Raw genomic sequence first — 13,689 nt, forward strand, 5'->3', positions numbered from 1 at the left:
CCGATTCCTTAGCTCGCCCTCACAACATCAGAAACCAAGAAATAAACACCAATCAAAAGATGATTATACGGCGAGCTTCAGCACAATGTTACGCTTTTATACTAGAACATAAATCATTCGATACTAGCACCAAAAAACAAAGACTAAGGGGATGTCACAACGCTTTTCAAACGACTTGAGCATGCGCACAACAAGCCCCATGATTTAAGTAGAGTTCTTATGTTATTTAATATAAAAATCAATCACTAATATCCAGGATTCAAGTTCAAAACCCAGCTCATCCCAGAAAGTCTTAGGCTTCAATTTTTAAACATCTGCTATTTTTAGTAGGAGGATATAACAATCGGTGGATAACATGCGAACAATACTATTGTGCTGCGCTCTCAGTAGCGTGAGTCTCGCCGAAGAATGGGATCCATGGTTAGATGAATTTAGCCCGTCAACCCTCAGTCGCCAGCAACAAATCGAAGAATTAATCTGGTTTAAACAAGCCGCCAAACCCTATCAGGGAATGACCATTCGTGTTGCAACCGAGCGTATAAGCACACATTGGTATGAAGCAACCGTTATCGCACCATTATTTCAAGATCTCACCGGTATTAGGGTGATCCATGAAGTCATTAATGAAAATGACGTGGTCAAAAAATTACATAATCAAATCGATTTAGGCATCAACCATTACGACATTTATGTGAGTGACAGCGATCTCATTGGTGGCCATTACCGCTCCAATAAAATACTCAATTTGAGTCATTTTATGCAGGAAGAAGGCAAAGCCGTTACCCTGCCAAATTTAGACTTAAGCGACTTTATGGGACTTGCCTTCACCACCGATCCATATGGCAACTTATTACAGTTGCCGGATCAACAATTTGCAAACCTCTATTGGTATCGACAAGACTGGTTTGAGCGCCCAGAACTGCAACAACGATTTGCTCAACTATATGGCTATCCACTGGCAGTACCTCAGAACTGGTCAGCTTATGAAGACATCGCTGAGTTTTTCACCATTCACGTCAAAGAGCTTGATGGACAAAAAGTATATGGTCATATGGACTTTGGTAAAAACGACCCTTCATTGGGTTGGCGGATCTCCGATAGTTGGTTATCGATGGCAGGGGTGGGGGATGTTGGTCTACCAAACGGTCTACCAGTCGATGAATGGGGGATCCGTAACCAAGATTGCCACCCTGTAGGCGCAACTGTAAAACGAGGCGGGGCTCTCGACTCACCCGCAGCCATATACGCGATAGAAAAATATGCCGATTGGCTGAAACGTTTCGCCCCCCCCGAGGCTATCAATTTAGATTTATATCAAGCCCAAGCCGAACTAAAAAAGGGACACATTGCCCAACAGATATTTTGGTATACCGCCTTTATCCCCGATTTAAGCCATCCCAACCTACCATTGACTGACTCCCAAGGATTACCGCTTTGGCGGGTTGCACCTGCACCACGCGGCGCTTACTGGCAACAAGGAATGAAATCGGGTTATCAAGACGTGGGCGGTTGGACCTTATTAAAATCAACAAGCTTAAAAAAACAGCAAGCGGCTTGGCTGTATGCTCAATTTAATGTTGCTAAAACCGTGTCTCTGAAAAAAACCATGGTCGGCCTCACGCCGATCCGACTCAGTGATGTCAACTCAGACAATTTCAGCGCACGCTCTGCAGAATTGGGAGGCTTAGTCGAGTTTTACCAAAGTGAGGCTCGTAACGAATGGACTCCCACGGGCTTTAATGTCCCCCACTACCCAAGCTTATCGGAGCTTTGGTGGCAATACATTGGTCGAGTGAATCAACCGGGAGCCAACATTCCACTCATCATGAATGAACTCGCCGAACACATGGATAGGGGTTTAGCAAAACTCAATCAACACAGCCAAACTCAATGCAACCCTCAACTCAATCCCATCGAAGATAAACAGTATTGGTTAAATCAACCCGGTTCACCTAAACCGCCCCTGAGCAATGAAAAACCGCAAGGTAAAACAATCAACTACTCAGACTTGTTACAATCATGGAAAAAGTAATCATCGCACTTTATTTGGGGCTGATGGCACTGGCCGCAAATGCCAGCTCCTTGATTTTTTATACTCATGTCAACCCACCCTATGTAATTCAAGAGCAACAACAACTCTCGGGGCTTAATATTGATATATTTCAATTACTCAAACAAAAAAGTGGACTCGATCTCCAACTCAGGGTTTTGTCTCCTAAACGAGCCTACAAGCTCACTCTCTACTCCCCCAATAGCTGCGTATTTACGATTGAACGAACTGAATCAAGAGAAAGCTTATTTACTTGGATAAGTCCACTATTCGCCAATCGTTTCGCCCTGTATCAACGACATAAGAATGCCAAAAACTTACGTAGTTTGGCTGATTTTAATGGTATAAAAATAGGCAGCTACCTCGGTAGTAGCGTGAGCGAGTACTTAAGTAGTTTTAATTTGAAACTAGACTTAACAACAACCAACCTAAACAGCGCCGAAAAACTCCACCGAGAACGAATCGATGCCTGGGCCAGTGATACATTATTAACCGCCTATATACTGGAAAATAATAATTTAGATATTAACCCGCAAGGATTTGAGTTTTATAGCTCATTAGAAGCCATCGCCTGTAATAAACAAAGTAATCCAGCTATATTGCAGCGCCTACAAGAGCACTTAAACCAACTACAACGCTCCGGAGAGATAAACAAACTGATACAGCACTATCAACGACTATATGGGATAAACACAGATTGATAGAGCCATTGAGCGCAGTTAGCGATGATTTAGGCCCGCCAACATGAATAAATAATGAGTTAGATTAGTACTAAAAGCGCGAAATTATCACCGATAATACATATCAATATCTAGCCAATGAAGACAAACAAAAAAACAGCCTAAAGAGACTGTTTTCTTATAAGGAATTGTGAAGGATTAGACTTTTAAGTTAACCAAGTAAGTCACTAATTGATTGAGCTCTTCAAGAGATTTAACCGATCCAGTGTTCACTTGATATTTACCATTAATCACTAAAGCGGGTACCCCACGAATTTTATAGTTAATGGTATTTTTATCCATCTGCGACACCATGCCATTGACCACAAAACTGTTGGCAGCACTGTCAAATTTCTTGGCATCCACACCATTGGCAACAAAAATATCGCGAATATCATCACGACTAGAAAAACGCTGGCGCTTAACATGGATTGCATCAAAAATAGCGCTGCTTACTTGCGAATCCACATTTAGCATTTCTGCCACAGCATAGGCACGAACCATTTCTTCGCCCATGACTTTACCACCGAGAAAACTCACATGGTTCTTCTTAAATGCAACTCCAGCAGGCAAAGAGGATTGAATGCTTTTCGCTACCGGTTCAAACTTATAACAATGGGGACAGTAGTAAGAGAAAAACTCCATAACTTCGGGCTTTGCGGTGGCGGTTTGCTTAATCACTTCATAATGTGTGCCTTGCTTAAAGTCTGTCGCCAATGCCATCGGTATAACCAACAGCGCCATGAGAGCAATCAGTATTTTTTTCATCAATCTAAAATTCCTTCAATGTACCCATAAAAAACCGAGCATAAAGATAAGCAAGTACTCGGTCAATCGCTTTACCATGACTTTATCACCCCCTCCGCGAGAGCGAAGGGATGATAATAAGAGTCATTAGCTTCCATTTATATATAAAATAAAAATAAAAACAAATACTTAAGTTTATCTAGGTAAGCATTAACGCCTACAACCTACAACAAGATGAATAGCAGCGTTCAACAATCCCGCGCGACTTAAGTGTACCAGTGTCCGTTTTCAAACATCACTTCGGCCTCTGCAGGCTGATGAATTAAGCTTGCATAACAGTGCTCAATTTCACTGCGCCTAATTTTTAATGTGGGCGTGAGCAAGGCATTATCAACATTCCAATCCTGCTCTACCACTATCAAATGAGACAGTTTGGCATGGCTTTCCAGATGCTGATTTACCTGAGTTAGTGTACGGCCTAAGCTGGTTTCGATTTGCTGCTGCGAATGCTGCTTCAGCTCAGCAGCTAACACAACTAAGGCGCAGGGCTGAGTCAATGCACTACCAACCACACACACCTGTTCTATCATCGAATTTTCCGCAAGGCGCTGTTCAATAGGAACTGGCGCAACATACTTTCCTTTCGCCGTTTTAAAACTTTCTTTAAGCCGGCCTATAATTTTTAGATAACCGTCGCTATCGATGGTTCCCTTATCACCAGTGTGCAGCCAACCATCGACCAACGCCTCGGCGCTCAACTCTGGGTGTTTATAATAGCCTCGCATCATCGCTTTGCCTTTCACCAGAATTTCACCTTGATTGGACAGCTTCAATTCTACCCCAGGGCCAACTTTACCGATGGTTCCTATCTTATCGGCTCTAAAAGGCACATTTAAACTGCCATAGGCTAAGTTTTCGGTCATCCCCCACGCTTCTGAGATGTTAAGACCGAGCGTTTGATACCAGTGTAATAAGGCGGGGGCAATCGGTGCGCTGCCACAACCTAAAATACGCGCCTTATTCAACCCCAAAGCCTTTCTTATTTTTAATTTGATCAAACTCGACAACAGCGGAACCGTCAGTAACAACTTAAGCTTCTTAGGGGGGATTTTTTCAAATACGCCTTGCTGAAAACGTGCCCATAGCCGCGGTACCGAAATAAATAAGGTTGGTTGAACACTGCGTAAATTGTCGGCAAAAGCGGCTAACGATTCAACAAAAGATACCGTAGGTTGACCGCTAAAAATACTCGTGCCTTGTATATAAACACGCTCAGTAATGTGGGCTAAAGGGAGGTAGGAAATCATCCGGTCATCACGATTGGCCTCTAATACCACAATCAGACGCTCGCAGGCATAGCGATAAGCAGCAAAACTAATTTCAGCACCTTTCGGCTCACCAGTACTACCAGAGGTATAAATAATGGTCATAATGTCTTGCGCCGACCAAAGATGATGTTTGTCGATGGCCGACAAACGGTCTAACCAGTCTTGCCATTGAATATCGCAAGCCATAGTGTGGTAAGGCATTGCCACCGTAGTTAAACCATCAGGAATTGCGGCCGCTTGCTTATCCCAATCATCTAACTTACCAACAAACAATAACTTTGCTTCACTATGCTGCAGCACAAAGCGGATGGTATCGACACTGGCGGTGGCATAAATAGGCACACTAATACAACCGGCCATGATAATAGCCAAATCAGCGATAAACCATTCTGCGCTATTTTTGGCCAAAATCGCCACTTTGTCACCCGGCGCTAAATTTTGTTGTCGCAGCCCTTGAGCAATTTGCCCAGCTTCACGAGCCACCATTGCCCAAGTTTTTTCATGAAATACACCATCAATCGGCTGGCGTAAATAGACCTGTTGTGGTTGTATGCGTTGCCAATGCATCAAAGCGTCCACTGGTGTCACAAACTTTTTCATAACAAACCCCTTACAAAAAACCAACCTTTACAGTTAATCCTATATCGATAACTACAGGATGCCAGCTAAATCAAAATATTAGCCTAGGGAATGTGACAAACACTCGGTTTAAAGCCAAGTTTTAAAGGGCGTTTTCGCTAACATACTATTGTAATATTGCCGCTGTCCGGTGACTTCTTCTGCTAACCAATCGGGCTTTTCAAAATGCTCTTGTTCGCTGTTTAATTCAACTTCTGCTACGATCAGCCCCTGATTATTTCCAGTAAAAACATCTACTTCATAGGTATGTTGACCCACTGGTACCAAATAACGCAACTTATCGATAGCCCCCGGCTCACACAAATTTAATAATTGCTCGGCTTCGGCCAAAGCCAAAGGCTGTTCCCATTCGAAACGACTCAAACCAGCGGCATTACTCACGCCTTTAATCGTTAAGTAGCCCTGCTCTCCCTGGATCCGCACCCGAACCGTACGCTGCTTATCGCTGTTGAGATAGGCCTGCACTATCCGCAAGGAGGCTGTCGCTTGGGCAACAAAATCCATATTTTTCACTAAAAACTTACGCTCAATTTCGAGGCTCATATTAATATCCTGGCGTTAATGACAATGGCGGCTGCTGCAAGGCAGATAATTGCTCTTTAAGCGCCAGAATCTGATCTTCCCAATAACGCTGTGAATTAAACCAAGGAAAGGCACGTTGAAAAGCAGGATCTTCCCAGCGACGTGCCAACCACCCCATATAATGGATCATCCGCATCGCCCGCAGTGGCTCAATCAGCGCCAACTCTCGCTTATCAAATTCACAAAATGATTCATAACCTTCAAGAAAAACCTCTAATTGCAAACGACGCTCGTTATCATCGCCCGCCAACATCATCCAAATATCTTGCACAGCTGGACCATTACGCGCGTCATCCAAATCCACCAGCATCGGCCCATCACGCCACAAAATATTACTGGGGTGACAATCGCCATGTAAGCGAATAATTTTATTGGGCTTGTAGGCCACTTTCGCCGCATCCGCAACTTGTTCGGCAATAGTAAAAAAGGGTAAGGCGAGGCCTTTAGGTAACCAATCCTTAAGCAAGGCAATAGGTTGCTCTAACATCTCTTCGGTATTGATCGATAAACGATGTTCAAATAACTGACGCCCCACACGTTGGTGCATCCGTCCCAAATATTGACCAACCCGTTCCAGTTGATCAAGATTATCCACTTCAAAGCCTCGCCCACCCACACTAAGAAAAAGGGCAAACCACCAACCTTGATACGCAAACAAGCTTTGACCATCGCGAACAATCGGAGCAACAACAGGAATCTCAGACGCAGCCATCGCTAAACTAAATAGATGTTCTTCGATAATCTGTGCTTCGCTCCAACGCTCAGGACGATAAAATTTAACCACATAACGCAAGTCATCTTCAGCCATAAACTGATAGACCCGGTTTTCATAGGAATTTAAGGCAAGTAAACCACTACTGGGGTAGATCCCCTGTGATTCAATGGCATCTAAAATTAGATCGGGATGCAATTCGGCAAATAGGAAGGCGCTCATAGAATGACTTCAGCACTATGGGTAAGTTATCCGCGCAGTGTAACAGTAAAACGATCAGCCTAGCCAGCCGACAAGGAGGCTTAGCTTTGCTGAAAAGCCAAAACGACAATGTAAATACAGCTTAACCAGCCCACCGCGGCTAAGGCTGAACGCAAATAAGCTTGACCCAAAAGATAAACCAAGGGATGTAAGATCCTGACCAACAAATATACAACGGCAGGCAAATCGAGCAATTGCGGATCTAAACCAGAAAAGTAAGCAATCACGATAACAGCGATGAATAAAACTAAGGCTTCCCAGGAATTTTGTTGGGCAGCGTAGATCCGCTGCCCGCGTTTATCCAATTGTAGCGCTTGCTGGCGAGGGTCCTGATTATCCACTCGTCCCAGCTGCCGCTTACGCATCCAAGAGCCAAATGCTGCCAATAAATAGGGCAGCATTAACAATAAAGCCAAGCAGCTTAACGCCACGCTCATGCGACGTTAACCACCACTAATGAAGCGACTATGTTGCGTGACCTGCTGGCCATTACTTTGAATGACAAACTCAATATCGGTGATCGGTCGCGGTAGTAAATAAGGGTCACTCACCAGAGTTACCGGTAAATTAAGCACTTCGCCACCCTTAACCTCTACTTGCTGAGCACCCAGCCATTCAACCTCTTCTAGACCGAGCACACTCAACTGAAACGCTTGCGCTTCAGAGGACTTATTAATCACCTTGAGGGTGTAAGTATTTTCGATTAAGCCCTCGGCATTTTCATTGTATAAAGATGAGCGATCACGCAATACATCCAGTTGCATCGGTTTAATATTAATCAAAGTCATCACAAAGGCGACTAACATCACCGTTAAAACCACGCCATAACCAATCAGTTTGGGTCGCAGGATTGCGGTTTTCTGACCCGCTAAATTATGTTCGGTTGTATAACGGATCAAACCTTTCGGATAGTGCATACGCTCCATGGTTTGGTCACAAGCATCGATACAAGCACCACAGTTAATACACTCATACTGCAAACCTTCACGAATATCGATCCCCGCGGGACAGACTTGTACGCAGAGATCGCAATCCACACAATCACCTAAACCAAGCGCTTTGGGATCGGCATTACGTTTACGCGGTCCTCGCGTTTCGCCGCGTTGAGTATCGTAACCCACGATGAAGGTATCTTTATCAAACATCGCTGATTGAAAACGCGCATAGGGGCACATATGAGTACATACAATGGTGCGCATCCAACCTGCATTGGCGTAAGTGGCAACCGCGAAGAAAATAATAGAGAAGGTCACGCCGCTGGTTGCGTTGAACGTAAAAAAATCCCACCACAACTGTTTAACGGGTACAAAATAGGCGGCAAAAGATAGTGCCGTAAACACCGATACAGCGCCCCAAGCGGCATGCTTAGCGGTTTTACGCCAAATTTTATTCACATTCCAGGCAGATTGATCTAACTTACGCCGCTTATTAGCACTGCCTTCAATTCTTTCTTCAAACCAGATAAAAATAAAAGTCCACACCGTTTGCGGACAAAGATAGCCACACCAAACCCGCCCTAAGAAGGTGGTTATAAAAAATAGAGCGAAGGCGGCAATAATGAAAAAGCCAGCCAGTAGCAATAAATCTTGCGGCCACAGAGTAAGACTAAAAAAGTGATATTGCCGAGCTGCGATATCAAACAAAATCGCTTGGCGATCGCCGTAGGGGATAAATGGCACAAGCACAAAAGCGGCAATAAATAACCACCCCATATATTTGCGTACACGTTGGAACAAGCCTTTTTGTTCACGTACATAAATCTGTTCTTGAGGGTTGTATCGATCGACCGGCGCACGTTTCTTGGCATTTGTTTTTCTAGCGGGTGGACTCACGTCTTTAACGGGAATTCGTTCACTCATCACTCAATCCTTTTGAGGGGCATCAATCGTTTACAGGCTTACCTATAAAACAAGTAAGCCCTAACAAACTGGCGGGCAATACTAAGCTTTAATACCTCGAGCTTTTAGTAACGCAGTTTTAAAATCATCTTCGCAATCTTTAGCTAGACCAGGGATCATCTCATCCTTGGCTAGATTCAACATTTTCAATTGATAAATTAAAACATCGTCAGTTAACTCACTCAAAGGTTGTTTAAACCCTGCTTGGTCGGCGATTTGGGTGAGCATTTCGACTAAATTTAACTCCGGCTGTTGACGCCAAACCGGCTTGAGTAAATCGATTAGCTCTTCAATACGATGTAACTGCATACTCATTCTATTTCTCCACGAGCGGCCACTACAGCTTGGTTTCTACCTAACTGCTTGGCTCTATATAGGGCTATATCAGCCTTGTTTACGAAGTCTTTAGCATTCTGTTGCGCCACAGGAATAAGACAGGCTATTCCAATGCTCACGGTCACATAGCTAGCCACCGTGGAGTACTCGTGCCGCAACTTTGCCTCTGCAAGTAGTGTTCTGATTCGTTCCGCAACTTGCAATGCGCCTTTAGTATCGGTATTAGGCAAGATCATTACAAACTCTTCGCCGCCATAGCGAGCAACGATATCATCTTCACGCTGTAAGGCTTGTGTAAACAGACTCGCAACCAAGCTTAAACACTGATCTCCAGCGACGTGCCCGTAATGATCGTTATATGGCTTAAAGAAATCAACGTCGATCAATAATAAACTTAAGGAAGTTTTAGCTCGGCCACTTAAACGCCAATGCTGAGCCAAGGATTGCTCAAATATCGCCCGATTATATAAACCGGTCAGCGCATCTCGCTCGCTTTGTTCACGCATCAAGGCATGACTATCGGCCAACTCTAAAACTTTAAGCCGATTTCGCGCACCCTCGGTAAAATTTGCCTGAACCAAGGCTTCAGCACGCTTCAAAACTAAATTTAGCTGCACCCAGCTCAACCACAGCACTAAACAGGCCACCAATTCGACTTGACTACGATCCACCGAAACTACCGTTAGCGCCAATAAAATGGGCAAACAAAAACCATTGAAGCTACTAATGCTTAATAAATTGGGAACCACCACCAAGGATAACAGTGAGCCGAGTAAAATCATTAACAACAGGCGCTCTGCGCCACCTAAGTCTGGGGCAAATAGCAAGATACCAACCCCCCATAAGATCCCACTACTAGTCGACAAACTAAAGTAACGAACGAGCTGTGAAGCAGGCGCTGAATGCGCCGAAAAGTCACGATTTAGGCGCAAGAAAAAATAAAATGCCGCCGCTAAAAGCAACATGCACAGTAACCAAATGAAACCCGGTACAAAACGATAATCAGGAGAAAATAGCCACCACCATAACAAACTATACAGCGCGGTCATTAATGCCACCAAACGACCACTATTCAGTAAATAATGGGCATTATCAGACTTTATTTGAAGCTGTACATTGCGCAAACATCGATCCTTGTTAGCAACATTAGTGAACAATTTGTGGTCATTGTAACAACAACTCGAACAGCCCGCACACCAAAACAAGAGTTAAAAACTAGACAAAAAACTTAAAAAATAATGAATTTTCGATAAATGTGCCACATTTGGCAAATACAAAACACAGGCTTTCATAGTATTTTGATCTGATTGCTTGCGTCTTTTTTCCCAGAAAGGGTAAAGTGCTAGCCGCAAGTTACGGTCAATAAACTTGCAACTCGGTCAATTAGGTTAAGTATCTAAGGAACAAGGTCAATGCTGGACAATATCAATCCAACTCATACACAAGCGTGGAAAGCGCTACAAGCGCATTTCGAGGCACAGAAAGATGTTCAACTCAGCGAATTATTCGCCGCTGACGCTGAGCGCTTCAAGCGTTTTTCAGTTTCGTTTAACGAGCAAATTTTACTCGATTACTCGAAAAACCTGATCACTAACGACACAATGCAACAGCTGTTTGCACTCGCCAAAGAAACCAAGCTCGATGGCGCGATTAAGGCAATGTTCTCTGGTGAGAAAATCAACCAAACAGAAGGGCGTTCTGTATTACATACCGCCTTACGAAATCGTAGCAATACCCCGGTCATCGTAGACGGCGAAGACGTCATGCCTGCGGTTAATGCGGTATTGGAAAAAATGCAAGGCTTCTGTCAAAAAATCCACTCCGGTGAATGGAAAGGTTATACAGGCAAAGCCATTCGCAGCATTGTAAATATTGGGATTGGTGGTTCAGACTTGGGTCCAGTGATGCTTACTGAAGCGTTGGGTGCTTACAAAATTGAACATATCAAAACCTACTTTGTTTCGAATGTAGATGGCACTCATATTGCCGAAATTCTAAAACAAGTCGACCCCGAAACCACCTTATTCCTAGTGGCATCAAAAACCTTTACCACCCAAGAAACCATGACTAATGCGCATAGCGCACGCGATTGGTTCCTAGCTGCGGCGAACGATCAAGCCCACGTGGCTAAACATTTTGCAGCCCTGTCAACCAACGGCCCTGCAGTTGCCGAATTTGGTATCGACACCGACAACATGTTTGAATTTTGGGATTGGGTTGGCGGTCGTTACTCTTCTTGGTCGGCGATTGGTTTATCAGTCGCGTTAACGGTAGGTTACGATAACTTCATCGAATTGCTCGAAGGCGCGCATGCCATGGACAAGCACTTTGCTGAAACCGATTTTGAACAAAACTTACCGGTAATCCTTGCCTTGCTTGGCATTTGGTACAATAACTTCTTCGGTGCGGAAAGCGTTTCGATTCTGCCTTACGACCAATACATGCACCGCTTTGCAGCTTACTTCCAACAAGGTGACATGGAGTCCAACGGTAAAAATGTCGACCGTAATGGCAACCCGGTTGATTACCAAACCGGCCCAATTATTTGGGGTGAGCCGGGAACTAACGGTCAGCACGCCTTCTACCAATTAATTCACCAAGGCAGCAAGTTAATCCCATGTGATTTTATCGCACCAGCAGTGAGCCACAATCCTTTGTCTGATCATCATCAGAAATTAATGTCTAACTTCTTTGCCCAAACCGAAGCCTTAGCCTTTGGTAAGTCTCGCGATACCGTTGAAGCAGAGTTAGTGGCCGCAGGTAAATCAGCTGAAGAAATTGCTGAACTGGCACCGTTTAAAGTATTCACTGGTAACAAACCAACCAACTCTATTTTGCTTAAGAAAATCACCCCTTACTCTTTAGGTGCACTGGTTGCGATGTACGAGCACAAAATCTTCGTACAAGGCGTTATCTGGAACATCTTTAGCTTCGACCAGTGGGGCGTAGAGCTTGGCAAACAGTTGGCCAACCAAATTTTGCCCGAACTAAAAAGCCAGCAAGCCGTCACCGCTCACGACAGTTCAACCAACGGTTTAATTAATACCTTTAAAGCCTGGAGCTAAACTTTAGCTTTTAAACGTAAAACTAAATGCAAAGAGCTGGCCCAGGCCAGCTTTTTTTTATGCCCACCATTCCAACAACGAGCAATAAATAATCAACTAATATAAACAAGCCTATACTCAAAATATAAATATTGGCCAATCAATGCAGCTACAAGAATTACTGAAAACCAAAGATAATAACTTCAAGCTAATAAGGATGTTAGCGGCATGTTTAGTGGTATACAGCCACAGCTTTTGCTTGGCGACAGGTAATGAACACAGTGAGCCCATCGCCCAATATCTAGGCTTATCCTTAGGCTATATTGCGGTGGATATTTTCTTCATTACCAGTGGTTTGCTAGTTTGTAAAAGTTTACTTACCGCAAGATCTTTAACTATTTTTGTATTATCCCGATGCCTCAGGATCTACCCTGCACTGATCACCTCTGTTATTTTTTGTTGCTTACTCGGTTTACAACTTTCTAAATTAAGCCTAGGCCAATATTTGAGCCATAACGAGACCCAAAATTTTCTGATCTACAATAGCTCTATTATTGTTGGCGACTACCAAATGCTACCCGATGTATTTACCAGTGCTCCCTACAACCGCAGTGTGAATGGTTCGCTATGGACCCTGCCATGGGAACTAAAGATGTATTTAATATTAACTGGGTTTGGAGTGACTTATCAGTTTGCTAGAAAACTAAAAGTTGCCGTAAACTGGCTACCGACAGTGATCGTCCTCACCGCCCTTATCTGCCTAATGTTATTTATTCATGACCAGCTCAGTGGTCGCGAGCCGCATTGGTTTTATAGTAAATTCTATCGTTTCGCGAGCGCCTTCTTTATCGGCGGTAATCTCTACGTTTTTAGGGCTTGGATTGGCATCAACTACAAAGGCATGTTAGCCGCCATACTGATACTGCTGTTGGCATTCTTCAGCCTCAACCAGAGTTTGTTTTTTATTAGCTACCTAATCATCACTCCCTACTTAATCATGTGTTTTGCTTATCTACCTAAAGGAAAAATTCTGCATTACAATCACTTGGGCGACTATTCTTACGGCATGTACATTTATGCATGGCCAATACAGCAACTGATAGCCACCACAATCCCGAAAGTGACAGCGATTCATATGTTTGTGATGGCTTTCTGTTTAACCCTGCTACTCGCTTATTGCTCTTGGAATTACATAGAAAAACCCGCTTTGGCACTCAAGAGACATTTATACCAGCCGTCGTCCTAAAGCAGATTAATTTTATTCATTCCATTATTGTTCAAGCGAATCCAACGAAGCACGAAACACTCTAGAAATAGCCATTGGCTAAAGCAATTAGTTGTATGCTAAGTTCCTTTAGTACATTCGCCGCTAA

At 43.8% G+C, this 13,689-nt stretch carries 12 protein-coding genes; 4 read left to right on the forward strand and 8 right to left on the reverse strand.

Going from position 1 to position 13,689, the window contains the following annotated elements:
* Nucleotides 1-355 precede the first annotated feature (355 nt).
* Together ACRRS0_RS22745 and ACRRS0_RS22750 are read left to right on the forward strand one after the other, a co-directional pair.
* Entirely contained in the window at nt 356-2,032 is a 1,677-nt protein-coding gene (locus ACRRS0_RS22745; RefSeq protein ID WP_432455311.1) for an ABC transporter substrate-binding protein, read from the forward strand.
* Nucleotides 2,020-2,751: a substrate-binding periplasmic protein gene (locus ACRRS0_RS22750; protein WP_432455310.1), complete on the forward strand. Its 732-nt coding sequence runs from the start codon at nt 2,020-2,022 to the stop codon at nt 2,749-2,751. The genes ACRRS0_RS22745 and ACRRS0_RS22750 overlap by 13 nt, the downstream gene beginning before the upstream one ends.
* A 177-nt stretch (nt 2,752-2,928) precedes the next feature.
* Here the strand turns inward: ACRRS0_RS22750 and ACRRS0_RS22755 are convergent, their stop codons facing one another.
* The 8 genes from ACRRS0_RS22755 to ACRRS0_RS22790 all read right to left on the reverse strand — a co-directional run bounded on the left by ACRRS0_RS22755 (nt 2,929) and on the right by ACRRS0_RS22790 (nt 10,396).
* Complete coding sequence (locus ACRRS0_RS22755; RefSeq protein ID WP_432455309.1) at nt 2,929-3,537, reverse strand: thiol:disulfide interchange protein DsbA/DsbL; 609 nt, start codon at nt 3,535-3,537, stop codon at nt 2,929-2,931.
* 245 nt (nt 3,538-3,782) lie between these two features.
* Nucleotides 3,783-5,444 carry an AMP-binding protein gene (locus tag ACRRS0_RS22760; RefSeq protein WP_432455308.1) on the reverse strand — a complete coding sequence of 554 codons (1,662 nt, stop codon included), beginning with the start codon at nt 5,442-5,444 and terminating at the stop codon, nt 3,783-3,785.
* Nucleotides 5,445-5,552: 108 nt separating this feature from the next.
* Nucleotides 5,553-6,026 (reverse strand): CYTH domain-containing protein, encoded by a 474-nt coding sequence (locus ACRRS0_RS22765; protein ID WP_432455307.1) that lies wholly within the window; start codon nt 6,024-6,026, stop codon nt 5,553-5,555.
* A 1-nt stretch (nt 6,027) separates the two neighbouring features.
* A complete protein-coding gene (locus ACRRS0_RS22770; protein ID WP_432455306.1) occupies nt 6,028-6,999 on the reverse strand; it encodes a serine/threonine protein kinase in 972 nt (323 codons plus the stop codon).
* Nucleotides 7,000-7,079: 80 nt separating this feature from the next.
* Nucleotides 7,080-7,475: an MAPEG family protein gene (locus ACRRS0_RS22775; protein ID WP_432455305.1), complete on the reverse strand. Its 396-nt coding sequence runs from the start codon at nt 7,473-7,475 to the stop codon at nt 7,080-7,082.
* A gap of 6 nt (nt 7,476-7,481) precedes the next feature.
* Nucleotides 7,482-8,897, reverse strand: coding sequence for a cytochrome c oxidase accessory protein CcoG (gene ccoG, locus ACRRS0_RS22780; protein ID WP_432455304.1), 1,416 nt, complete (start codon nt 8,895-8,897; stop codon nt 7,482-7,484).
* An 81-nt stretch (nt 8,898-8,978) separates the two neighbouring features.
* Nucleotides 8,979-9,245: a YihD family protein gene (locus tag ACRRS0_RS22785; RefSeq protein ID WP_432456120.1), complete on the reverse strand. Its 267-nt coding sequence runs from the start codon at nt 9,243-9,245 to the stop codon at nt 8,979-8,981.
* A 2-nt stretch (nt 9,246-9,247) separates the two neighbouring features.
* Complete coding sequence (locus ACRRS0_RS22790; RefSeq protein WP_432455303.1) at nt 9,248-10,396, reverse strand: diguanylate cyclase; 1,149 nt, start codon at nt 10,394-10,396, stop codon at nt 9,248-9,250.
* A 288-nt stretch (nt 10,397-10,684) separates the two neighbouring features.
* On the opposite strand from ACRRS0_RS22790, the gene pgi reads away from it, so the two are divergent.
* Both pgi and ACRRS0_RS22800 read left to right on the forward strand, forming a co-directional pair.
* Nucleotides 10,685-12,337 (forward strand): glucose-6-phosphate isomerase, encoded by a 1,653-nt coding sequence (gene pgi, locus ACRRS0_RS22795; protein WP_432455302.1) that lies wholly within the window; start codon nt 10,685-10,687, stop codon nt 12,335-12,337.
* Between the two features lie 142 nt (nt 12,338-12,479).
* Nucleotides 12,480-13,562: an acyltransferase family protein gene (locus ACRRS0_RS22800; protein WP_432455301.1), complete on the forward strand. Its 1,083-nt coding sequence runs from the start codon at nt 12,480-12,482 to the stop codon at nt 13,560-13,562.
* The last annotated feature ends 127 nt before the right edge of the window (nt 13,563-13,689 follow it).

This window comes from Agarivorans sp. QJM3NY_29 (assembly GCF_050870835.2).
Lineage (GTDB): Bacteria > Pseudomonadota > Gammaproteobacteria > Enterobacterales > Celerinatantimonadaceae > Agarivorans.